A 22184-nucleotide genomic window follows, 5' to 3' on the forward strand; every position below is an offset into this window, starting at 1 on the left:
ATCAGAGCAAGAGGTTGACGGCCAGCACGATGATGCAGGTATAGATCATCGACAGCGGCAGGCCGATCTGGAACAAGTCCTTCTGCGAATAATTACCGGGACCGGACACCATGGAAATCACCGGGTTGGTGGCGGTCATGAAGTTGTTGGATGCGGAGAGCGCCACAATCAAGGCGAAAATGCGCGGCTCTGCGCCGACCGCGAGCGCCATGTTGATGGCGATGGGCACCATCATGATGGTGGCACCCACATGGCTGATCACCAAGGAAAACGCCACCGTGAGCAGCGCGACCGCCAATTCGATCATCCACACCGGCGTGGCGGCGGGAATTTTGTCCACCGTATGTCCGGCGATCCATGCGGACGTGCCACTCGAATCCATGGCCCATCCGAGCGGAATCAAACACGCCATCAAGAAAACCGTTTTCCAATTGATAGCCGCATAAGCTTCGTCCATCTGAATCACGCCGGTTACCAGCATGCCGACGACACCCGTCATCAAGGCAATCGGAACGGGAATGCGCGACGACAACGCAAGCAGCATGGTGAGCGCGAAAATCGTCATGGCGATTTTGAACTTATGCGGCCGTTGCTCGCCCTTCGGATAGTCGGTCACCACGACGAAATCTTTTTGCGAGGCAACTTCGGACAGGTTCTGCCATGCGCTATGGAAAACCAGCATATCGCCCGAGCGCAACGGCAGGTCGCGCACGTTGTCGCGAATGACTTCACGATCACGGTTGATGGCCAGCAAGCTCAAGCCGACGCGTTTGCGCAGGCGCATGTCACCCGCGCTCTTGCCGATATAACGTGAGTTCGCCGGAATCACGGCTTCCGCAATACCGGCACGGCTCGGGTTGAAAAGTTCGCCGAATTCGCTCAGCCGGGTCGCCACACGCAGGCCATGCTGTTTGGCAAAGCGGCCGACCTCTTCGGCATTTCCCAGCGCGCCGATGATGTCGCCGACCCAAATCCGTGCGTCGGCCGGTGGCGCCAAACGTGACTCACCATTGCTTCGCAGCGCCAAAATCAGCGGTGAGTCTTCCAGCAACTCGAGTTCACCGATGGTAGTGCCGACCAACGGGCTGGCCGAATCGACGGTGAGCTCGAAGACCTCGCCATCGATGCCGTAGGTTTGTGCAAAGTAGCTTTGCGTGCGTCCAGGTGTGACGCCGCGATCGCTCTCGTGCAGTCGCGCATCCCCGTGGAGGCGGAAGTAAAGAATGGATGCGCCGACCAAGACCAAACCGATCGGCAGCGGGGCGAACATCTTGAAGGCGCTCAGTGATGCCGCGCCCGAGGGCAACTTGTCGTTCGCCGACAGCAACAAATCGTTTAACAAGATCAGCGGTGAGTTGCCCACCATCGTCAACGCGCCGCCCATGACAATGGCGCAGGCGATGGGATACAACATGCGCGAGGTCGCGATGCCGGTGCGCGAAGAAATACGCGACGCCACCGGCATGAACAAGGCCATGACCGATGGATTCTGCATGAGTGAGGACATCAAACCGGCAGAGAGCGACGTCATCCACAACAGCCGGCTTTCTTCGCCTTTCGATTTGCGCAGCAGCCACCCGGCCAAGCGGTTGAGGGCGCCGGTACGTTCCAAGCCCGCACCCAAAATCATTGTGGCGATGATGCTCATCACCGCGCTACCGGCGAATCCCCCGAACAGGTCTTCCGGTGCCACCAAGCCGGTGAGCCCGAGCAGAACGAGCACGATGAGCGCGACGACATCCGGCCGGAACCGTTCGAAGACAAACAGGCCCATCGTCAGCAGCAACAACCCGAGTACGAGTGTCATTTCGCTACTGAGGACGAGCGTATTTTCCATGCGTCAGGAGTTGCGCGTGTACAACAAATCAAACACGGGATGGCCCAAGCGTTGGCCGCGTGTTTCGAAATGCGTTTGCGGACGCCACGGCGGGCGCGGCACATGGCCGCGCGGCCCGGCCGTATTGGTGAGACCTTCGGTCACATCCAACACATCCCACATGTGCTCCGCATAATCCGGCCAGTCGGTCGCCAAATGCAGCCGCCCGCCGGGCGCGATCTTGCGGGTGAGCAGGGCAGCGAATGCCGGATTGATCAAGCGGCGCTTGTTGTGGCGTTTCTTGTGCCAAGGATCAGGGAAATAAATCCGCACTTCGTCCAAGCTGCCGTCGGCGATTTCATGTTCCAGAACCTCCACCGCGTCGTGGTGGTACAGCCTGACATTGCCGGCAGCATCCGTCGCCAGGGCATTCAACAAGCGACCGACACCCGGCGCATGCACTTCGATGCCGATATGATCACGCGCCGGATCCAAGGCCGCGGAAAAGCGCAGCGCTTCGCCGTTGCCGAAACCGATTTCAAGAATTCGCGGCGCGTTCCTGCCGAAGACTTCGTTGTAGTCCCTCAGGTTTCCCGAGTAATCCAAACCGAAGCGCGGCCAGAGCTCGTCAAAAGCCCGCTGTTGTGCCTCGGTGAAACGACCCTGACGCAGAACGAAGCTGCGGATTCGGCGCTTGGCATCATCCTGCGTGTAGGGCTTGGGTGGTGCTTTCGCGCCGGGACTGTTGAAGGGGTCGGTCATGAGGCGGCAATGAGACCATCAATGGGCGACGACGCACTGGCAAAACGCTTGCGCGGAATGCGTCCGGCCAGGAAGGCTTCGCGGCCGGCGATCACGGCATGACGCATCGCAGAGGCCATCAGGATGGGGTCGCGCGCGCCGGCAATCGCTGTGTTCATGAGGACGCCGTCGCAACCCAATTCCATCGCAATGGTCGCATCGCTCGCGGTGCCGACACCGGCATCGACGATGATCGGCACTTTCGCGTTCTCGATGATTTCAAGCAGCGTATAGCGATTCTGAATGCCCAAGCCGGAGCCGATCGGTGCGGCGAGCGGCATGACCGCGACGCAGCCGATTTCTTCGAGCTGGCGTGCCAGGATCGGATCGTCGCTGGTATAGACCATCACGTCGAAGTCGGCGGCGACGAGTTGCTCCGCGGCCTTCAGGGTTTGCACCACATCGGGATACAAGGTGCGCTCGTCGCCCAGCACCTCGAGCTTCACCAGCGAGTGGCCATCCAGCAGTTCGCGCGCCAACTTGCAGGTGCGCACCGCATCTTCCGCGGTGTAACAACCCGCGGTATTGGGAAGAATGGTGTACTTGTCCGGCGGCAACACGTCGAGCAGATTTGGCTCGCCGGGATTTTGGCCGATATTGACCCGGCGAATCGCCAACGTGACGATATCCGCGCCAGCGGCTTCGGTGGCCAAGCGGGTTTCTTCGAGATCTTTGAACTTGCCGGTGCCGGTCAGCAAGCGCGAGCGATAGGTCTTGCCGGCAATGGTCAGGGCAGGGTTTTTGGCTGATTCGTTCATCGACATAGTATGAACGATGCCCCTTGAACCGTCAGGCAATCCCGCTCAACCGCCGCCCAATGCGTGGACGATTTCCACCGTATCGCCATCGCCGAGAACGTGCGAGGCGTGAAGACTTTTCGGCACGATCTCGCCGTTCACCTCGACCGCCACACGTCGATCCTGCAAATGGACTTGCGTCAGCAAATCCTGCACGGTCGCCCCTTCGGCGAGCGCCTCGCTGGCGCCATTGAAAATGATGTCCATTCCCGCATTGTAATGCCGCACTGCGGCGTGAACACGGGGGCGTATCGTGAAACGATGCGGGAAAGGGGAGTGTCCCGGCCAACGAGGATTTCAATGAAGCACCGTATTCCGCTGCTGCGCGCAGCGCTTGCCGTTTCCATCGCCGTTTCCTGCGGCCAAGTCGCCGCGCAAACCAATACCACCGATTTGCACGCGCAAACCTTTTCGCAAACGATCTTTTTCGGTGACAGCTTGACCGATCCGGGCTTTTTCCGCCCGCTGTTGCCTGCCAATGCCCAGTCCATTACCGGTCAGTTCGTGACCAATCCGGGTTTGGTTTGGTCGCAAGATTTGGCGCAGTATTACGGCACGGATGCATCGCCGGCATGGCTTGCCACAGGCGCCACGCCGCGACCGTCGACCGGTAGCAACTACGCCGTAGGCGGTGCACGCGTCGGGACCGATGTGGTCGGCGCCTTGGGTTATACCCCGTCTTTGAAGACGCAAGTCAACGCTTACCTGTCACGCACGGGCGGCAAGGCCGATCCCAATGCGCTTTACACAGTGTGGGGCGGTGCCAATGATCTGTTCACCATCACGTCAACCACGCCGCCGCTGACGGCGCAAGCGACCATCGGATCGGCAGTCACCAATGAAATCGCTTTGGTCGGCCAACTGAAGGCCGCCGGTGCGCAATACATTCTGGTGCCCAATATTCCGGATCTCGGTTCCACACCGGCCACGCGCGTGCAAGGCCCGGCCGCGCAAACGCAGGCGACCTTGCTCGCAACGACGTACAACAACGCGTTGTACTCGGGTCTCACACAGCAAGGTTTGCGCGTCATTCCGCTCGATACCTTCACGTTCTTGCGTGAGGTGATTGCGACGCCGGCGACGTTCGGCTTCACCAACGTGACGAGCACCGCGTGCTTACCGGCTTACACGGCGTCGTCGCTGACCTGCAATCCGACCAGTTATGCGTCTCCGGACGCCGCCAATACCTATGCATTCGCCGATGGTGTTCACCCAAGCACGATGGCGTACAAACTGTTGGCCGACTATGCGGTGGCGACGATCGAAGGCCCGCGCCAAATCGGCGTGTTGCCGCAAAGTGCCGCCGTCTCCGGTAAAAATCGCTTCAACGCCCTGAGCGCACAACTGTCCACGGCCACACCGGGCGATGGGATGCACTGGTGGGCGGGCGGGCGCTTCGACATCAATCGTTATCACCGTGGTGCGCCGGGTGACGGGTTCGATGGCAAGGGCGGTGCGGTCAACGGTGGCGTCGGTTGGTGGAAGGGCACGATGGGTTACGGTGTTGCCCTGGGCTATGCGCGGACCGACTTCGACTTCGGTGCCCAACGCGGCGACGTCCGTCAGAAAGAAATGAATATCACCGGTTTCTTCAACTACGCCGACGAATCGGGCTTGTTTGCGAACGCGCAACTCGGCTACACGAACCTCGATTTCGATGTGCATCGCCAGATTCCGTTGGGCATCGCCATGCGTCAACACGATGGCAGCCCGGGCGGCAGTGTGGTGTCACTCGGTGTGGAAGGCGGCTACATGTTCAAGGGCGAGAAGTTGGATCACGGTCCGGTCGTCTCGCTGCTGGGTCAGGACGTTCGTGTGGACGGCTACACCGAGACCGGTGCAGGTCAAGCAACGGCGCTCGCGTTCGACGATCAGAAGTTCAATGCGCTGACGGCGAGCGTCGGCTATGAAGGCCGATTGAAGATCAACGATCACCTTTCCACGTCCACGCGCTTGTCTTGGCAGAAAGACCTCAAGAAGAATGATGCGCAGGTCACTGCGCGCATGACTTCTTTGGGCGGCATGACCTACGCTGTGCCCGGTCCGCAGTTTGATCGAGACTATCTGTTGCTGACCTCGACTTTTCGCACGCAACTTGGCGGGCTGGATGTTTTTGCCGGTATGAGCAACACCGTCATGCGCAAGGGCGGGCTGAATACGACGGTCTTCCTGAACGTCGGACGCGACTTCTGATCACCGATTGCGCCGCCTACGGGCGGCGCATACACTGCACGCTTCCGCGGGTGTAGTTCAATGGTAGAACTGCAGCTTCCCAAGCTGCTAGCGTGGGTTCGATTCCCATCACCCGCTCCAAGTATTCAAAGCGGCCAAACGGCCGCTTTTTTGGTCCGGATCCGGTATGCAAGAGTTGGTTTGCCTTGGTTGGCGTGAATACCTGTCGTTGCCGGATCTGGGGATTTTGCGCATTCGCGCCAAAGTCGACACAGGTGCACGCACTTCATCGCTGCACGTCGATAGCTACGATTGCTTCGAACGCGACGGCGTGGCTTGGGTGCGATTTGCTATCACACCGAGCAAGAAGAAGCCGGCGGTAACGGTTGAATGTCCGGTCGCCGACGAGCGCTCAGTGACGGACTCCGGCGGGCATACCGGTCGGCGTGTTTTCATCCGCTCCACGTTGCGCTTGGCCGGTGTCGACATGGACATCGAGCTCAACTTGACCAGCCGGCAGGGCATGCGATTTCCGATGTTGTTGGGGCGCACCGCGATGCAGGGGCGATTCACTGTTGATCCTTCAAAATCCTATCTACACAAACGCGGCCGTACCGCGCTTCATGCACAAGGAAGTCCATGAAACTCGCCATTCTTTCCCGCAACAGCAAGCTCTATTCGACACGTCGTCTGGTCGAGGCCGCGCGTGAACGCGGTCACACCGTGCGCGTGCTCGATCCTTTGCGTTGCTATATGAAAATTTCGGAAGACGGTTTCGAAATGCATTACAAGGGCGCGTTGTTGACCGACTACAGTGCGGTGATTCCACGCGTCGGCGCTTCCATCACGCGTTACGGCACGGCGGTGCTGCGGCAATTCGAATTGATGGGCTGCTATACGCCCAATCCGTCCGATGCCATTTTGAAAGCACGCGACAAATTGCGCACGCACCAACTGTTGGCCGCACAAGCGATCGGTCTGCCGGGCACGGTGTTCGGGGACAATCCCGATGACACCGATGATTTGCTGTCGATGTTGGGCAAGCCCCCCTACGTGATCAAACTCTCTGAAGGCACGCAAGGCGCGGGCGTGATGTTGGCGGAAAAATTATCCGCAGCGCGCGGCATGGTAGAAGCGCTTCGCGGCTTGCATGCTGACTTCCTCGTGCAGGAGTTCATCGAAGAAGCAAAGGGCGCGGACCTGCGCTGCTTTGTGGTGGGCGGAAAGGTCGTGGGCGCCATGCGGCGACAAGCGGCACAAGGCGATTTCCGCAGCAATTTACATCGCGGCGGTACGGCCAAGGCGATCATGCCCACCCGCGATGAAATCGAAGTCGCGGTACGTGCCGCACAAGTGCTCGGATTGAATGTCGCCGGCGTGGATTTGATCCGTGCCAAGCGCGGGCCTTTGGTGCTGGAAGTGAACTCATCGCCCGGTTTGGAGGGCATCGAGTCCGCCACCGGTATAGACATTGCCGGCATCATCATCGATCACGTTTGCGCATCGGATGCCGTCATGGCCTCGGCCAAGCGTCGGCGTAAACGCGTTGTGAAATCAGCGGCTTCCAAATCGAAGACCGGTGCCAAACCCAAGACCAAGTCGTCTAACGTCGCCAAAGCCGCCAAGGCCGCCAAACCGCGCAGTCGCTGACTTCAGCCCCGCTTCGGGGGAACTATGCCAGAATCCGGAGGTCTGCCATTAGGCAGACCTCATTACGGAATTTCCATGCGCATTCTCGTCATAGAAGACAACCAAGACCTCGCCGCGAACTTGGGCGACTACCTCGAAGACCGCGGACACACGGTGGATTTCGCCGCAGATGGTGTGACCGGGTTGCATCTGGCCGTGGTGAATGACTTCGACGCCATCGTGTTGGATTTGAACTTGCCGGGCATGGATGGTCTCGATGTTTGCCGGAAGTTGCGCAACGATGCGCGCAAGCAAACACCCATCCTGATGTTGACCGCGCGCGACACGCTCGATAACAAATTGGAGGGCTTTGAGTCGGGCGCGGATGACTATTTGGTCAAGCCGTTCGCGTTGCAGGAAGTGGACGTGCGTTTGAATGCACTCTCCCGCCGCGGCAAAGGGGTGCAGGCACGCATCCTCAATGTGTCCGATCTCGAATACAACCTCGATACTTTGGAAGTGCGTCGCCAAGGCAAGTTGTTGCAGTTGAATCCGACCGCCTTGAAGATTCTGCAGGCGTTGATGGAAGCATCACCGGCAGTTGTCACACGTCAAGATCTGGAAACCCGCGTCTGGGGTGAAGAACTGCCCGACAGCGATTCTTTGCGTGTGCATATTCACGGGTTGCGCGCCGTGATTGACAAGCCCTTCGAGCATCCGCTGATTCAAACGCGCCATGGGATCGGCTATCGCATCGCGGAAACCGATGCCGGCTAATCCGGCCGGAACGATCGATCGCGTGGTGGCGGGCGCCAATCGCCGGCGCCTGCGGACGCGCATCGTGATGTCGTTTTTGTTGTTGAGCATCTTGCTCACGGTTTTGTTCGCGTCGGCCACGTTCTACATTCGTGATCGATTGGAGCGCGAGGTTGTTGAAAAGACCATGCGTCGCGAAGTCGAGAGCTTGGTTCGTCAGGTTGAGGCCAATCCGGATCGTCCGCCGACCTTTGCGCTGTATGACGCTGCGACCTACGGCGAAGGCAAGACCGACGATATCAATCCGCTCTACCGGGATCTGGGCCCGGGCGTGCATGAAGTGCGCGAAGTGGGTGACGATGGCAAGTTGCACGTTTGGAAAGCCGCCGTCGCCAAAGGCCGGTTGGCTACGGGCAAAGGATTCACGACGATCGTCCGCTTGGACGTGACCGATGCCTCGGATACCACGGAAAAACTTCGGCGCTGGTTGATTGCCAGTGTGTTTGCCTTCACGGCACTCGCTTTGATTCTGAGTGTTTGGTCGGCTTCGCGCATCATGCGTCCTTTGCTTGAGCTGGTGAAGCTGATCCGCGATCGCGGCCGCAGCGAATCGGACAACGACGCCCCGCTCGCACCGCATTTTGCCGATGACGAGGTGGGCGAGCTCGCCGCCGCGTTGGACGCCTATTCCGACCGGATGAAGTCCACGGCCAAGCGCGAGCGCGAGCTCAATGCCGACGTGAGTCACGAGCTTCGCACACCCTTGGCGGTCATCCGCAGTACGGTCGAGTTGATGTTGGATGCGCCGGATCTGACGCCGAAGATGTTGGAGCGCATCCAGCGCATCCAGCGCGCACAGGAAGGCGGTACCGCCATCACCGAAACATTGTTGAATCTGTCGCGCGAAGAGCGCGTCTCGGGCAATGCATCGGTCGCCCGGATCGTGGAACAACTGTTGGAAGCGCACCGATTGCAAATGCGACGCGGCAAGCAGCTCGAATTGCGCATGGAAGGCAACGCCGCGGTGGTCGTCGATGCGCCGGACGCAACGGTCAACGTCGCCGTGGGCAATCTCATTGCCAACGCGGTGAAGTACACCGATACCGGGTCGGTCACGGTTCGAATCAACGAAGACAGCGTGGATGTCTTGGACACGGGACCGGGTTTGTCCGAGGCGGACGAACGGCGTATGACCGAGCGCGGTTATCGCGGCGATGCGGCCACCAATACCAAGGGTGGTGGTATCGGCCTCTCTATTGTGACCCGCATTTGCGAGCTCTACGGTTGGGACGTGCAGATCGGGAACCGGCGCGATGGCACGCAAGGCACACGCGCCAGCTTGTTGTTCAACCCTTAAGCGCCGGGGCAGTGCCCCGGCGTCGAAAAACTTACAGGGCTTCCAGCCAACCGTACTTGTCGGCGGTCTTGCCGTTGAACAAACCGAAGAACAGTTCCTGCATCTTGAGTGTGACCGGACCTGCGCGTCCCGCACCCACCTGGCGACCATCCACGGAACGGATGGGTGTGATTTCGGCTGCTGTGCCGCACATGAAGAGCTCGTCGCACAGGTAGAGGTACTCGCGCGGCAAATCGCGTTCGACCACATCAATGCCGGCATCGCGTGCAAGCGTCATGATCGTATTGCGGGTGATGCCGTTCAACAAGGCAGCGCTGACAGGCGTGGTATGCAAGACGCCATCGAAGACCAAGAACAAGTTCTCGCCGGCACCTTCGCTGAGCAAGCCGGTGGAGGCGAGCGCGATGCCTTCCCCGAATCCGAGACGACGCGCTTCACGCGCCACCAATTGTCCCGACAAATAATTGCCGCCGGCCTTCGCGCCGGCAGGAATGGTGTTCGGAGCGAAACGCTGCCAACTCGAAACGCAGGCATCAATGCCTTGTTCCAGCACACCCTCACCCAAATACGCACCCATTTGCCACGTGGCAACCGCCACATCGGTGGGCGTGTCTGCGGAGAGGCCGAAGCCGCCCAGCCCGCGGAACGCGACAGGGCGCAAATAGGCTTGTTTGAAATCATTCTTGCGGATGACTTCGCGACAGGCGGCATTGATCGTGGCGAGATCGTAGGGGATGTCGATCTCATGGATGCGCGCAGATTGATACAGGCGCTTGTTGTGATCGGTGAGGCGGAAAATCGCCGGCCCGTTGGGGGTGTCATAGCAACGGATGCCTTCGAATACCGAAGAACCATAATGCAGCGCGTGTGCCATGACGTGCACAGTGGCGTCCGCCCAAGGTTTGATCTCGCCGTTGTGCCAGATCCAGTCGGGGTATTCCATAGGGGCGTTCCTTGTGCCAAACCCCTATTCTCGCCCCCGCCGCCTTTGGGGGCAATGGATCAGAAGCTGAGCCAGTAGCAGCCGAAGTTGCGGACAAAGCGAAACTGCGTGGATTCGGTGGCATTGCCGCCGGGTTTTTGCTGCCGGAGGCGAAGACCTGTCGGCGGTCGCGCGGCGTGTTCGATCGGCGTCAGAAAGCCGTCGGCGTCTTCCTGCCATTCCGTGCCGCCGGCCGAGCCGCCGGTCAGTTCAATATCGACCACCGGCCGTTTCATGATGCGCTCGAACTTGTTCAGTACGGCGATCGCACGAACATTGCTAACCCCGACCCAGTGATAGATGGAGGAAAAGCGGTTGACGTCGCGTGCATCCATCGCCGCCGAGAGACTGTAAGACAGGTCGTCGATGGTCTTGGCGCACACCGGTCGGTAGGAAGAGGGACGTGCAGCCATGATGCGGCGATCTGCGGCCGCGCCGTAGGTGCTTGGGGCACGCTTTTGTTCGGTCGCGTTGAAGGCTTCGCAGGGCTTGTCGGTGCGCACGCTTTCACCCGAATCGGTGACACAGCGCTTGGGGCGAGATTGGGCGGCCGCGTCGTTGACAGCAGTCGCCCCCGCCAGCGCGAGCAGCATCAAACATAGATATGGAGTGCGGGTGGAAACCATGCCCTGACCAATCTAAGGGTTTGCCGCCGGCCTGTCACGGCCGCGCCGTTTCAGTCAGGCGAGTCGTTCAAGCACCGCGAGCGTCGGGCGGGCGAGGTTCAAGGTATAGAAGTGCAGCGCGGGCGCGCCGCCTTGGATGAGCCGGTCGCACAGCGCGGCCAAGACGTCCGCACCGAACTCGCGTACCGCCGCGGCATCGTCACCGAATCCTTGCATGCGTTGCGTGATCCAACGCGGAATCTCCGCGCCGCAACTCTCCGAGAAGCGTCGCAGTTGACTGAAGTTGGCGATCGGCATGATGCCGGGCACGATCGGGATGTTCACACCCAGACGGCGTACATCGTCGACGAAACGGAAATAGGCGTCGGCGTTATAGAAGTATTGTGTGATCGCGACGTCGGCACCGGCATCGACTTTGCGCTTGAAATTCTGCAAATCAGCCTGCGCGTCGCGTGCTTGCGGATGTGTCTCCGGATAAGCACCAACGGCAATCTTGAAGTAGTCGCCATGTTCTTTGCGCACTAGGGCGATGAGATCGGAGGCATATTGCAACTCGCCCATGCGACCCATGCCCGAGGGCATGTCGCCACGCAAGGCGACGACTTTCCGACAGTCCAGATCGCGATACTCCGCAAGCAATGCTCGCAGCTCTTCGCGCGAACCGCCGACGCAGGAGATATGCGGGACGGCGTCGACTTGGTGTTTTGTGCGCAGATGGCGAATCGTTTCGGACGTGTAGGTCAGCGTCGAACCGCCGGCGCCGAAGGTACAAGACACATAGTCAGGCGCATGCGGTTTCAACTTCGCGACCGTGCGATCGAGCTGCGCGCGTTGCTCGTCAGTCTTGGGCGGGTAAAACTCGAACGACACCTGGACCATTGGGAATGCTGCGGAAGTGGGAACGTCCCAATAATATATCGCTTTATCCGGATGAAAGTGAAAAGGTTTCAGCCTCCCACAGCAAAACGGGCGCAAATTGCGCCCGTTCCGGTCTTGCGAATGTCTGTTGCCACTCAGTAGCGGTAGTGGTCCGGCTTGTAGGGGCCGGACTTGTCCACACCAAGGTAAGACGCTTGCGCATCCGACAGTGTGGTCAACTTCACGCCGATTTTTTCAAGGTGAAGACGCGCGACTTCTTCATCGAGCTTCTTCGGCAGGATGTAGACCTTCGCTTCGTAGTTGTCCTTGTTGGCCCACAAATCGATTTGCGCCAAGGTTTGGTTCGAGAAGGAGTTGGACATCACGAAGCTGGGGTGGCCGGTCGCGCAACCCAGGTTGACCAAACGGCCTTCGGCCAAGAGAAAAATCGCGTTGCCGTTGTCGAAGGTGAACTTGTCCACTTGCGGTTTGATGTTGGTCTTGACGGCGCCGGAGGCGTACAACGCGTCCACTTGGATTTCGTTGTCGAAGTGGCCGATGTTGCACACGATGGCTTGGTCCTTCATCGCCTTCATGTGATCGAGGGTGATGACGTCTTTGTTGCCAGTGGTGGTGACATAGATGTCGCCGGTACCCAAAGTGTCTTCGACCGTTTTGACTTCATAGCCTTCCATCGCGGCTTGGAGTGCGCAGATCGGATCGATTTCGGTCACGATCACGCGCGCACCGTACGCGCGCAACGACGCGGCTGAACCCTTGCCGACGTCGCCATAACCGCAGACGACGGCGACCTTGCCTGCGAGCATGACATCGAGCGCGCGTTTCAGACCGTCGGCCAGCGATTCGCGGCAACCGTAGAGGTTGTCGAACTTCGACTTGGTGACCGAGTCATTGACGTTGATGGCCGGCACCAGCAATTGACCGGCTTCGGCGAGTTGATACAGACGGTGCACGCCGGTGGTCGTTTCTTCCGACACGCCCTTCCAATCGGCGACCACGCGGGTCCAGAAACCCGGGCGTTCGGTGGCGACGCGCTTCAACAAATTCTTGATGACTTGCTCTTCGTGGTTGGCGCCCGGTTCATCGGCCCACTTCGAACCTTTTTCAAGTTCGAGGCCTTTATGGATCAACAAGGTGACGTCGCCGCCGTCATCGACCACCAATTCCGGTCCGGTCAGGGTGCCGTCGGCGAGCTTGAAGGTCAGCGCATCGAGGGTGCAGTCCCAATATTCTTCCAGGGTTTCACCTTTCCAGGCGAACACCGGGGTGCCGGTGGCGGCAATGGCTGCGGCGGCATGGTCTTGGGTCGAAAAGATGTTGCAGGACGCCCAGCGCACGTCGGCGCCGATGTCCTTGAGCGTTTCGATCAACACTGCGGTTTGGATGGTCATGTGCAACGAACCCGTGACCCGCACGCCGGCGAGCGGTTTGGCCGCGGCGTGTTTCTTGCGGATGGACATCAGGCCGGGCATTTCGGCTTCGGCGATATCGAGTTCTTTGCGGCCCCAATCGGCGAGGCTGATATCGGCGACTTTGTAGTCACCGTCTTGCGAGAAAGTTTTGACTTGCGCGTTCATGTGCAATGGCTCCGTTCGTAAGTGGATGTCTCTCGAACGGGCGCCGTTGTTCCCTGCGATGCTTCGCGTCAACCGAGCCTGGCCGCACTATGTGCGATCGCAGCGCCCCTCGGGTGGTGTGAATTATAGCGGAGGCGGCTAGAGCGCCTCATCTGCCCCTTCGGGGCACCCCCTCCACTGCGTGGAGAAGGAAGAATCCCCTCTCCACGCAGTGGAGAGGGCGGCGCGCAGCGCCGGGTGAGGCGCTTTTCTGCGTCTCCACTTCCATGGAGAAGTCAGGCAATTACTTTTTGAGCTTCGCAGCCTTGCGCAGCTCATCCGCCTTGTCCGTCTTCTCCCATGAGAACGCGGTAGCCGTTTGCTTCTTTCCTTGGCCGTCGATGTACGACACCTGCTCCGGTTTGCGACCGAAGTGGCCGTACGAAGCGGTGCGCTGATAGATCGGGTGGATCAAGTCGAGCATCTTGATGATGCCGTACGGACGCAGGTCGAAGTTTGCGCGAATCAACTTCTCGATTTGATCATCGGCAATCTTGCCGGTACCGAAAGTGGTGACCGAAATCGAGGTCGGCTCTGCCACACCGATGGCGTAGGAGACTTGCACTTCGCACTTGTCGGCCAAGCCTGCCGCCACGATGTTTTTCGCAACGTAACGTGCGGCATAAGCGGCGGAGCGATCCACCTTCGACGGGTCTTTGCCCGAGAATGCGCCACCGCCGTGACGGGCCATGCCGCCGTAGGTGTCGACGATGATCTTGCGGCCGGTCAGGCCGCAATCGCCCACCGGGCCGCCGATCACGAAGATGCCGGTCGGATTGATGTGCACTTTGTTCTTCGGCAGCGATTCGTACCACTTCTTCGGCAACACCGGCTTCAAGATGTGCTCGCGAACGGCTTCGATCAAATCCTTTTGTTTGATGTCCGGATCATGCTGCGTGGACAGGACCACGGCGTCGAGACCATGGATCTTATGGTCGTCGTCGCTGTACTTCAGCGTGACTTGGCTTTTGGCGTCGGGACGCAGCCACTTCAGTTTGCCGTTCTTGCGCACCTTGGCTTGTTGCTCGACCAAACGGTGGCTGTAGTAGATCGGTGCCGGCATGTATTCCGGCGCTTCGTTGCAGGCATAGCCGAACATCAGGCCCTGATCGCCGGCACCCATCTCTTCCGGCTTTTTGGCTTTCTTCTTGGTGCCGTCGACGCCGGCGGCGATGTCAGGCGACTGCTTGCCGAGCATGTTGATGATCGCGCAGGTGTGGCCGTCGAAACCGACATTCGAATTGTTGTAGCCGATCTGGTTGATCACGTTGCGGGCCAGGTCTTCGATGTCCACCCACGCATCGGTGGTGACTTCGCCGGCGACGATGGCGGCACCCGTTTTCACCATGGTTTCGCAGGCCACGCGCGCGCGCTTGTCTTGCGCCAGGATCGCGTCAAGAACGGCGTCGGAGATCTGGTCGGCAATCTTGTCCGGATGGCCTTCAGACACCGATTCGGAGGTGAACAGGTAGTTCGACATCGTTATATCCTTTTATTCGGATGAAAAGATAAGGTGCGCAATGATACAGCGTATTGAACGATTCTGCCGCATAACCGTTCATGATGTGTTGCGCCGCGGTGAACACCGGGCTTGTCACAGTTTTCGCGAAAATCTGCAATATGGGTGAAGCGTCCTCCCGTCACCCTAGGTCAACGTCCGGTGCTCCGAACTGCCCATGCTGAAACTTGAACCCCTGCTGGCCTCCCGCTTCCCGAAATGGTTCCGCGGTCGTCGAGCCCGCGTCACGCGGACGCTGATCCGCGGCGTCGAAAAATGGTCGCGCCTGGACAAGATCGACAGCTTTGTCAGCTCACAGGCGGAAGTGCGCAATTTCGAATTCGTGCGTGCAGGTCTGGACTTCCTGCAGGCGGGCTACACGGTTTCAGAAGCGGATCTGGCCAAGATTCCGAAAACCGGTCGACTGGTGATCGTTGCCAATCACCCTTCCGGTGCCGTGGATGCATTTTCCTTGCTGGATGCCGTGGGTCGCGTCCGCAAGGATGTCCGCATTGTCGCCAATGACATCTTGCTCAATCTTCACAACATCGAAAAATTGATCTTGCCCGTCCGCGTTTTCGGCGGTGGCGCCGGCACCGCCGATCTCCGCGCCATCGAAGCGGCACTGGCGCGAGAAGAATGCGTCATCGTGTTTCCCGCGGGCGAAGTGTCACGTCTGGGGCCGCGCGGCATCCGGGATTCGGTCTGGCGCGCGGGTTTTGTCCGCTTTGCGCGCGCCACCGCGGCGCCGGTCTTGCCGGTGCATGTCAAGGCGCGCAACTCGTTGCTCTTTTACGGCACCTCTGCCATCTACAAACCGGCCGCGACCGCTTTGCTCGCGCGCGAAATGTTCGCACGCCGCAATCAGCGCATCGAACTGCGCGTGGGTGATGCGATGCACTTGGCGGCCGATACCGACCGGCACGCCGTTCTTCGTAGCGTTCGAAAAGCGGTTTACGGATTGTCGCGATTGCCGAGGCAGCCGGGTAGCGTGCCGTCCGGGCCGGAACCGATAGTCGCGCCGGCCGAACACGACAGCGTTGTGCGTGGCATCGCAGCCATGGAATTGCTCGGCAGAACTTTGGACGGCAAGGAGATTCGCGTCGGCCAATTGCCGGTCGGCGCTGCGGTGTTGCATGAAATCGGCAGGTTGCGCGAGGTCACTTTCCGGAAAGTCGGTGAAGGAACCGGAAAGCGAATCGATCTCGATGTCTTCGACAGTTGGTACGAACACATCGTGCTTTGGGACCAACAAGCCGGCAAAATCGCCGGCGCCTATCGCGTCGCGCGCGGTGCGGAAATCATCGGTGCGCGCGGGTTGGCGGGTCTGTACACCGCTTCTTTGTTTGATTTCGAAGAGAAAGCGGTCATCCACATCGGTCAAGGCATGGAGTTGGGGCGCAGCTTTGTGGTGCCGGAGTATTGGAACAGTCGAAGCCTGGACTATTTGTGGCAGGGTATCGGTGCGTACTTGCGCAAACATCCGCACATCCGCTATCTGTTCGGACCGGTATCCATCAGTGCGGCGCTACCGCAAGCGGCCCGCGATCAGTTGGTGGCGTTCTACAGCCGCTACTTCGGTACGGAGACGTCCTACGCGCGCTCGCGCCGCCCCTTCAAATACTTTGCAGCGCCACCGGACTTTGACGATGCCGTGGACCTCGAGACCGCCTACAAAGTGCTCAAAGGCAACTTGAATGCCTTGGGTGCCGAAGTGCCCATGTTGTATCGCCAGTACACCGATTTGTGTGAGTCGGGCGGCACCCGCTTCCTGGCGTTTGGCATCGACCCGGACTTCAACGATGCGATTGACGGCTTGATCGAAGTCGACCTCACCAAGTTGCTCGAGAAGAAACGCGCCAGATACATCGACAGCGGCAAGGATGGAGTCGCGGCATGAGCGCCGCGACCGCAACGCTTCAGCGCGCGGTCTTCCTATCGGATGTGCATTTGGGTTCCCGCCATTGTCATGCGGCGGAACTGGCGCATTTCTTGAGAGTCATTCGCTGCGAAAAACTGTATCTGGTGGGTGACATCATCGACCTGTGGTGGATGGCACAGCGGCGCGCGCGATGGGGCACGGCGCACAACAATGTGATTGAAGCGCTGCACGCGTTGCGTCGTGCCGGAACCGAAATGATTTATGTGCCAGGCAACCACGACCGGCCGGCGCGGCGGTTTTGCGGTCTGACTTTGCCGGCGATGCAGGTACGTCGTCGCTGCATCCATGCCATGGCTGACGGTCGTCGGATGTTGGTCGTGCACGGTGACGAATACGACAGCATCACCCACTTCGGCAACGTGCAGGAAAAGTTCGGTGATTGGCTGTACTACCGCATCCTCACTTGGAACCAATGGACCAATGCACTGCGTCGCAGAGCCGGCTTGCGTTACTGGTCCTTGGCGGAATACATGAAACGGCAAAGCGATGCCGCGGAGCGCTTCATTGACCGTTTTGTCAAAGCCGGACTCGACGACGCTAAGCAGCGCGGGCTCGATGGCATCATCTGCGGACACATCCATCGCGCTGCCTTGTTTGAGCGCGATGGCTTGATCTACGCCAATGACGGTGATTGGGTGGAATCTTTGACCGCGCTCGCCGAAGCGCCGGACGGCACATTGCAACTGCTCGACCTCAAAGGCAACGTGTTGAAAACCCTCGCACCGCGTCTGCGTCTGTTGACACCGGTACGTGACGCGGCGCACTTTCAAGAGGCGGCTTGATTTACGCGGCTTGTGCGTCGGTCTGGGTTTCGGTTTCCATCAGCCGGTCGAAATAATCGCGTGTGAGCTGCCGTTGGCGTTCCGCGCTCACGGCGACATTCACCACGGCACGGAAGCCAGCATTCTCCGGACGATCTTTGGCATACCAACCCAAATGTTTGCGCGCGATACGCACCCCCATGTCCTCGCCGTAGAAGTCATGCAATGCGTCCAAGTGTCCGAGAAGCGTGTCGCGGATTTCGGCCATGGAAATCGCCGGCAAGAAAGCGCCGGTTGCCAAGTGATACGCAACCTCGCGAAACAACCATGGGCGACCCTGCGCGGCGCGACCGATCATGACGGCATCACACCCCGTTTCGCGCAGCACCGCGGCCGCACGCTGGGGGCTGTCGATATCACCATTGGCGATCACCGGAATCCGCACACGCGATTTGATCGCGGTGACGGTCTCATGCTCGGCGGTGCCGGTGTAGTGCTGATCGCGTGTCCGGCCATGCACGGTCAGTGCGGCAATGCCGGCGTCCTCCGCGATGTGCGCGATGGTCGGAGCGTTCTTGACGGTCGAACACCAGCCGGTGCGCATCTTCATCGTGACCGGCACATCCACAGCCGCCACCACGGCATGCAAGATCTCAGCGACGCGCTGCTCGTCTTGCATCAGCGCGGATCCGGCCCATGCATTGCACACCTTCTTGGCGGGGCAGCCGAAGTTGAGGTCGATGATTTGCGCGCCGTGGTCGGCGTTGTAGCGCGCGGCGGCAGCCAACTGTGCAGGATCGGTGCCGGCGATTTGTACGCTGATCGGGGCCGGTTCGCCGTCATGATCCATGCGATGCAGTGACTTCGGCGTCTGCCAAAAACGCGGATCGCTGATCGTCATTTCGGACACGGCAAGGCCCGCCCCGAGTCGTTTGCACAACAGTCGGAAAGGCTTGTCGGTGACACCGGCCATCGGGGCCAGAATCACATTGGGTTCGATATGATACGGCCCGATCTGCATGCGCCCATTCTAAATGAGCGCGGATACCGGCTTCAGGGGGCGTTGACGTCGGTAGGCGTGTGGCCGTGGGCGACCTGCTCCGATGCACCCGGACCGTGTTTGTATCGGAACAGCGGTACAAACGCCACCGCCATCGCGAAGGCGTAGGCCGCGAACGCCAGCCAAATGCCGTGCCAGTCCTTCACGCCATCGGCCGCGGTGAACCACGTGTCGATCACATAGCCGGCGATCAGGCTGCCGAAAACCGCGCCGATACCGTTGGTCATCAGCATGAACATTCCTTGCGCAGAGGCACGGATGCGCGGATCACTTTGTTGTTCGACAAACAGGGAACCGGAGATGTTGAAGAAGTCGAATGCCATGCCGTACACGATGCAGGACAGGATGATCATCCACAGACCGTCACCGGGGTTGCCAAACGCGAACAAGCCGAAGCGCAAGCACCACGCGATCATGCTGATGGTCATCACCCATTTGATGCCCAGACGACGCAAGAAGAACGGAATCGCCAAGATAAACAAGGTTTCCGAAATCTGCGAGATGGACATGATCATGGCGGGATACTTCACCGCCAGCGTGTCTTTGTAAGCGGGGTTGTTCTCGAATTCGCCGAGGAAGGTGCCGCCATAAGCATTGGTGAGCTGCAACGCAGCGCCGAGCAACATCGCAAAGATGAAGAAGATCGCCATTTGCGGGTTGCGGAACAAGCGGAACGCGTTGAAACCCAGTGCATCGACCCACGTGCCGCTGCTATTGCTCTCAAGCTTGGGCGGGCAGGGTGGCAAGGTGAATGCGTAAAGGCCGAGTCCGATCGCGGCGATGGCCGCGACGTAAAACTGCATGGCCGACTTTTCGAAACCGAGCAGGCTGGTGCACCACATCGCGGCAATGAAGCCCACCGTTCCCCAAACACGGATAGGCGGAAAGTCGCGAACCACGTCCATCTGTTCGCGCTTCAACGCGTTGTAGGCGACGGTGATGGCGAGCGAGATCGTCGGCATGTAACAAATCATCGCGCCGAGCATCACCCAGAACATCGCCTGCGGACTGCCGGCGTTCGGCAATGCAAACAGGCAAACAGCGCCGGCGATATGCAGGATCCCGTACAAGCGCTCGGCGTTGATCCAACGATCCGCGACAATGCCCATCAATGCCGGCATGAACAGCGATGCGATCCCCATGGTGGAAAACATGGCGCCGAAACTCGTACCCGGCCAACCTTTGTTTTCAAACCAATATCTACCAATGGTGATCAGCCACGCCCCCCAGACATAGAACTGGAAGAAGTTCATTACGGTCAGGCGTAGCTTCAGGCTCATGGGCGCGGCTTCGGATTCGGTAGCCGCTAGTGTGGGTCAATCCACGTGGTGGACGCAATTCCTGCCGGCCGACTTGGCCTTGCGCAACCGCCGATCCGCGACCCCCATCAAGCTTGTGAGGCTCTGACCGTCGGCATCGCAGTGCGCGATACCGGAACTCAGGGTCACTTGGATGATCTGCTCGGCCCCGGGGGTTTGGAAGCGGCTTTGCTCCAAAGCGACGCGAATGCGGTCCACGCGTGTCCGCGCGGTCTCGAGATCCGCGTGAATCAGCAATCCGAATTCTTCGCCGCCCAATCGACCCACGGTGTCCGGTGCGGTGACATTGCCGTGGATGACCGACACCGCATGGATCAAGGCATCGTCGCCGGCCTGATGGCCGACTTCGTCATTGATGCGTTTGAAGTGATCCAGATCGATGATCGCAATACATACAGGCTTGCGTGCACGCATTGCGCTATCGATCAACTGCTTGGCCTGATGCAAGAACCAATTCCGATTGGGGATGCCGGTGAGACTGTCGGTGCCGGACATTTTTGACAGCCGGTGCATCCGTGTCACCGTCGTCACAGCGACGATGGTGGCCACCAGCAGCACCACGGTGCGCTGGCCGACCGTTGACCACAACGCAGTGCCGTAAGAGACGGACGCCAACTGCTCAGCCGACGAGTTGGCAAAGATCCATTGTGCCAAGGCGAGGTATTGCAAGATCGCAAGTCCGCCGGCAAAAAGCGTCAGACGTGCGTCATTGCGCAGGCAGGTCAACAGCAAATTGGTGAGATAGAACTCCCAGATGACAAAGCTATTGAGCCCGGCCGCCCGGTCGTGCAGCGACAGCAGGAACAGAAACAAGGTCACGCCGGTGATGTCATAGGTGGTACTGGCCCATGGCAGCCACGGGAATCGACCGCGCTCGCGTGCCAGCATGTACCAAATGCACCCCAAAAACACGGCGAACGCGCCGCCGAGGAAACCGATAAGGTTTTCGTTGCCCGGTCCGCCCGAAAGGGTGTTGATGATGGGGGGCAGGAACAGCAGGAAAGCAATCGCCAAACGAATGCGCGCAACCACCAACTCACCCCCGGCACCCAGCTCGAGCATGATTTTGTCGGGTGCTGCCAAGTACTGCCTCAATCGCTTGATCACACGTTTCCCTCACAATGTGCGAAGCGGCGACCCGTGGGCTTTTCGGGTGCTGGATTCGGACTATATCAGGAGGCTTGGATGGAATACCGGCGGCTGGGTCGGGCGGGACTGAAATTATCGGCCCTGTCCCTGGGGGCATGGTTGAGCTTCGGTCGCGACAGTTCGCGTGGCGAGGCGCGCAATCTGGTCGCCGCGGCTTGGGACCACGGCATCAATTTTTTCGACAATGCCGAAGTCTATGGGCATGGCGACGGCGAGCGGGTCATGGGTGATGTCATCGCCGACCTGCGTTTGCCGCGCGACGGCTTCGTTGTGTCAAGCAAGGCGTTCTTCGGATCGGTTGCGGATCCGCGACCGACGCAGCGCGGGCTCTCACGCAAACATCTGCACGATGCCTGTCACGATGCGTTGAAGCGCCTTCGCGTCGATTACCTGGACCTCTATTACTGCCACCGGCCGGACGACGACGTCCCGTTGGAAGAGATCGTCATGACCATGGACGGCTTGGTGCGGCAAGGCAAGGTGATGTACTGGGGGACGTCCGAGTGGCCGGCACAACGCATTCTCGATGCGCTGCGGATTGCCGACCGGCACGGTTGGGTGGGTCCGAGCGTTGAGCAGCCGCAATACAACGTGTTGGTTCGCGAGCGATTCGAGCAGGAGTATGCGCAGGTATTGCGCGCGGAAGGCTTGGGCGCGACGACCTGGTCACCCTTGGCGTCGGGCCTTTTGACCGGCAAATACGCCGATGGGATTCCGGAAGGGTCGCGCCTGTCGAAGGCGCACAACGCATGGTTGTTGGAAGACATGAAAAACGATGGCCGGTTTCGAATGGAGCGCGCGGCCGCCTTTGCCGGTTTGGCGCGCGCGCACGATGTCGATCCCGCCCAATTGGCCATTGCCTGGGTGCTGCGCAACCCGGCAGTGACCAGCGTCATTCTGGGCGCGAGCTCGGTGAAACAACTGCTCGATAACCTGAAATCGCTCGCCTGTGTCGAAAAGATTGATGCGTCATTGGATGCGGAAATCCGCAAGCTCTGACAAACGCAGGCGTGTCGTGCATTGC

At 59.7% G+C, this 22184-nt stretch carries 20 protein-coding genes, 1 tRNA gene and 1 riboswitch; of the genes, 9 read left to right on the plus strand and 12 right to left on the minus strand.

The window, feature by feature from the left end:
- Position 1 precedes the first annotated feature (1 nt).
- Genes H8L67_RS02540 through thiS form a run of 4 tightly spaced genes read right to left on the minus strand, consistent with a single transcriptional unit; the run spans position 2 to position 3621 of the window.
- Positions 2-1837: an SLC13 family permease gene (locus tag H8L67_RS02540; RefSeq protein WP_220380224.1), complete on the minus strand. Its 1836-nt coding sequence runs from the start codon at positions 1835-1837 to the stop codon at positions 2-4.
- 3 nt (positions 1838-1840) lie between these two features.
- Positions 1841-2578, minus strand: coding sequence for a tRNA (guanosine(46)-N7)-methyltransferase TrmB (gene trmB, locus H8L67_RS02545; protein ID WP_220380225.1), 738 nt, complete (start codon positions 2576-2578; stop codon positions 1841-1843).
- The gene (locus H8L67_RS02550) at positions 2575-3375 is read right to left on the minus strand and encodes a thiazole synthase (protein WP_220380226.1); all 801 of its coding nucleotides are present in this window, start codon (positions 3373-3375) and stop codon (positions 2575-2577) included. The genes trmB and H8L67_RS02550 overlap by 4 nt, the downstream gene beginning before the upstream one ends.
- Positions 3376-3420: 45 nt before the next feature.
- Positions 3421-3621, minus strand: coding sequence for a sulfur carrier protein ThiS (gene thiS, locus H8L67_RS02555; RefSeq protein WP_220380227.1), 201 nt, complete (start codon positions 3619-3621; stop codon positions 3421-3423).
- A gap of 93 nt (positions 3622-3714) precedes the next feature.
- On the opposite strand from thiS, the gene H8L67_RS02560 reads away from it, so the two are divergent.
- The 6 genes from H8L67_RS02560 to H8L67_RS02585 all read left to right on the plus strand — a co-directional run bounded on the left by H8L67_RS02560 (position 3715) and on the right by H8L67_RS02585 (position 9328).
- Positions 3715-5607, plus strand: coding sequence for an autotransporter domain-containing protein (locus H8L67_RS02560; protein ID WP_220380228.1), 1893 nt, complete (start codon positions 3715-3717; stop codon positions 5605-5607).
- Between the two features lie 46 nt (positions 5608-5653).
- A tRNA-Gly gene (locus H8L67_RS02565) sits at positions 5654-5727 on the plus strand.
- 46 nt (positions 5728-5773) lie between these two features.
- Positions 5774-6229: an ATP-dependent zinc protease family protein gene (locus H8L67_RS02570; protein WP_220380229.1), complete on the plus strand. Its 456-nt coding sequence runs from the start codon at positions 5774-5776 to the stop codon at positions 6227-6229.
- Complete coding sequence (rimK, locus tag H8L67_RS02575) at positions 6226-7236, plus strand: 30S ribosomal protein S6--L-glutamate ligase (protein ID WP_220380230.1); 1011 nt, start codon at positions 6226-6228, stop codon at positions 7234-7236. The genes H8L67_RS02570 and rimK overlap by 4 nt, the downstream gene beginning before the upstream one ends.
- A gap of 75 nt (positions 7237-7311) precedes the next feature.
- Positions 7312-7992 (plus strand): response regulator transcription factor, encoded by a 681-nt coding sequence (locus tag H8L67_RS02580; RefSeq protein WP_220380231.1) that lies wholly within the window; start codon positions 7312-7314, stop codon positions 7990-7992.
- A complete protein-coding gene (locus tag H8L67_RS02585; protein ID WP_220380232.1) occupies positions 7952-9328 on the plus strand; it encodes a sensor histidine kinase in 1377 nt (458 codons plus the stop codon). The genes H8L67_RS02580 and H8L67_RS02585 overlap by 41 nt, the downstream gene beginning before the upstream one ends.
- Positions 9329-9359: 31 nt before the next feature.
- Here the strand turns inward: H8L67_RS02585 and H8L67_RS02590 are convergent, their stop codons facing one another.
- The 5 genes from H8L67_RS02590 to metK form a co-directional block, all read right to left on the minus strand.
- Positions 9360-10271, minus strand: a complete 912-nt coding sequence (locus H8L67_RS02590; RefSeq protein WP_220380233.1) for a branched-chain amino acid transaminase — start codon at positions 10269-10271, stop codon at positions 9360-9362.
- A gap of 59 nt (positions 10272-10330) precedes the next feature.
- A complete protein-coding gene (locus tag H8L67_RS02595) occupies positions 10331-10903 on the minus strand; it encodes a hypothetical protein (protein WP_220380234.1) in 573 nt (190 codons plus the stop codon).
- A gap of 87 nt (positions 10904-10990) precedes the next feature.
- Positions 10991-11815: a methylenetetrahydrofolate reductase [NAD(P)H] gene (gene metF, locus H8L67_RS02600; protein WP_220380235.1), complete on the minus strand. Its 825-nt coding sequence runs from the start codon at positions 11813-11815 to the stop codon at positions 10991-10993.
- Positions 11816-11949: 134 nt separating this feature from the next.
- A complete protein-coding gene (gene ahcY, locus H8L67_RS02605) occupies positions 11950-13392 on the minus strand; it encodes an adenosylhomocysteinase (protein WP_220380236.1) in 1443 nt (480 codons plus the stop codon).
- A 31-nt stretch (positions 13393-13423) separates the two neighbouring features.
- Positions 13424-13509, minus strand: a riboswitch (S-adenosyl-L-homocysteine riboswitch).
- A 166-nt stretch (positions 13510-13675) separates the two neighbouring features.
- Complete coding sequence (metK, locus tag H8L67_RS02610) at positions 13676-14911, minus strand: methionine adenosyltransferase (RefSeq protein WP_220380237.1); 1236 nt, start codon at positions 14909-14911, stop codon at positions 13676-13678.
- Between the two features lie 196 nt (positions 14912-15107).
- Here metK and olsF point away from each other — a divergent pair, with 196 nt between their 5' ends.
- Both olsF and H8L67_RS02620 read left to right on the plus strand, forming a co-directional pair.
- A complete protein-coding gene (gene olsF, locus H8L67_RS02615; RefSeq protein ID WP_220380238.1) occupies positions 15108-16829 on the plus strand; it encodes a bifunctional ornithine lipid synthase OlsF in 1722 nt (573 codons plus the stop codon).
- Entirely contained in the window at positions 16826-17653 is an 828-nt protein-coding gene (locus H8L67_RS02620; protein ID WP_220380239.1) for a UDP-2,3-diacylglucosamine diphosphatase, read from the plus strand. The genes olsF and H8L67_RS02620 overlap by 4 nt, the downstream gene beginning before the upstream one ends.
- Position 17654: 1 nt before the next feature.
- On the opposite strand, the gene dusB is transcribed toward H8L67_RS02620, so the two are convergent.
- The 3 genes from dusB to H8L67_RS02635 are packed head-to-tail and all read right to left on the minus strand — an operon-like array spanning position 17655 to position 21094.
- Positions 17655-18653, minus strand: a complete 999-nt coding sequence (dusB, locus tag H8L67_RS02625; RefSeq protein ID WP_220380240.1) for a tRNA dihydrouridine synthase DusB — start codon at positions 18651-18653, stop codon at positions 17655-17657.
- Between the two features lie 32 nt (positions 18654-18685).
- Positions 18686-19972, minus strand: a complete 1287-nt coding sequence (locus H8L67_RS02630; RefSeq protein WP_220380241.1) for a nucleoside permease — start codon at positions 19970-19972, stop codon at positions 18686-18688.
- 36 nt (positions 19973-20008) lie between these two features.
- The gene (locus H8L67_RS02635; RefSeq protein ID WP_220380242.1) at positions 20009-21094 is read right to left on the minus strand and encodes a GGDEF domain-containing protein; all 1086 of its coding nucleotides are present in this window, start codon (positions 21092-21094) and stop codon (positions 20009-20011) included.
- Positions 21095-21196: 102 nt separating this feature from the next.
- Here H8L67_RS02635 and H8L67_RS02640 point away from each other — a divergent pair, with 102 nt between their 5' ends.
- On the plus strand, positions 21197-22159 hold the full coding sequence (locus H8L67_RS02640; RefSeq protein ID WP_220380243.1) for an aldo/keto reductase: 963 nt from the start codon (positions 21197-21199) through the stop codon (positions 22157-22159).
- Positions 22160-22184 lie beyond the last annotated feature (25 nt).

This window comes from Lysobacter soyae, from assembly GCF_019551435.1.
In the GTDB taxonomy this organism is placed as follows: domain Bacteria; phylum Pseudomonadota; class Gammaproteobacteria; order Xanthomonadales; family Xanthomonadaceae; genus Solilutibacter; species Solilutibacter soyae.

Coding starts and splice junctions, on each gene's coding strand:
- trmB (WP_220380225.1), bottom strand. CDS start 2,578: ATGACCGACCCCTTCAACAGTCCCGGCGCGAAAGCACCACCCAAGCCC.
- H8L67_RS02640 (WP_220380243.1), top strand. CDS start 21,197: ATGGAATACCGGCGGCTGGGTCGGGCGGGACTGAAATTATCGGCCCTG.
- dusB (WP_220380240.1), bottom strand. CDS start 18,653: ATGCAGATCGGGCCGTATCATATCGAACCCAATGTGATTCTGGCCCCG.
- rimK (WP_220380230.1), top strand. CDS start 6,226: ATGAAACTCGCCATTCTTTCCCGCAACAGCAAGCTCTATTCGACACGT.
- metF (WP_220380235.1), bottom strand. CDS start 11,815: ATGGTCCAGGTGTCGTTCGAGTTTTACCCGCCCAAGACTGACGAGCAA.
- H8L67_RS02560 (WP_220380228.1), top strand. CDS start 3,715: ATGAAGCACCGTATTCCGCTGCTGCGCGCAGCGCTTGCCGTTTCCATC.
- H8L67_RS02620 (WP_220380239.1), top strand. CDS start 16,826: ATGAGCGCCGCGACCGCAACGCTTCAGCGCGCGGTCTTCCTATCGGAT.
- thiS (WP_220380227.1), bottom strand. CDS start 3,621: ATGGACATCATTTTCAATGGCGCCAGCGAGGCGCTCGCCGAAGGGGCG.
- H8L67_RS02590 (WP_220380233.1), bottom strand. CDS start 10,271: ATGGAATACCCCGACTGGATCTGGCACAACGGCGAGATCAAACCTTGG.
- H8L67_RS02630 (WP_220380241.1), bottom strand. CDS start 19,972: ATGAGCCTGAAGCTACGCCTGACCGTAATGAACTTCTTCCAGTTCTAT.
- H8L67_RS02585 (WP_220380232.1), top strand. CDS start 7,952: ATGGGATCGGCTATCGCATCGCGGAAACCGATGCCGGCTAATCCGGCC.
- H8L67_RS02595 (WP_220380234.1), bottom strand. CDS start 10,903: ATGCTGCTCGCGCTGGCGGGGGCGACTGCTGTCAACGACGCGGCCGCC.
- olsF (WP_220380238.1), top strand. CDS start 15,108: ATGCTGAAACTTGAACCCCTGCTGGCCTCCCGCTTCCCGAAATGGTTC.
- ahcY (WP_220380236.1), bottom strand. CDS start 13,392: ATGAACGCGCAAGTCAAAACTTTCTCGCAAGACGGTGACTACAAAGTC.
- H8L67_RS02550 (WP_220380226.1), bottom strand. CDS start 3,375: ATGAACGAATCAGCCAAAAACCCTGCCCTGACCATTGCCGGCAAGACC.
- metK (WP_220380237.1), bottom strand. CDS start 14,911: ATGTCGAACTACCTGTTCACCTCCGAATCGGTGTCTGAAGGCCATCCG.
- H8L67_RS02570 (WP_220380229.1), top strand. CDS start 5,774: ATGCAAGAGTTGGTTTGCCTTGGTTGGCGTGAATACCTGTCGTTGCCG.
- H8L67_RS02540 (WP_220380224.1), bottom strand. CDS start 1,837: ATGGAAAATACGCTCGTCCTCAGTAGCGAAATGACACTCGTACTCGGG.
- H8L67_RS02580 (WP_220380231.1), top strand. CDS start 7,312: ATGCGCATTCTCGTCATAGAAGACAACCAAGACCTCGCCGCGAACTTG.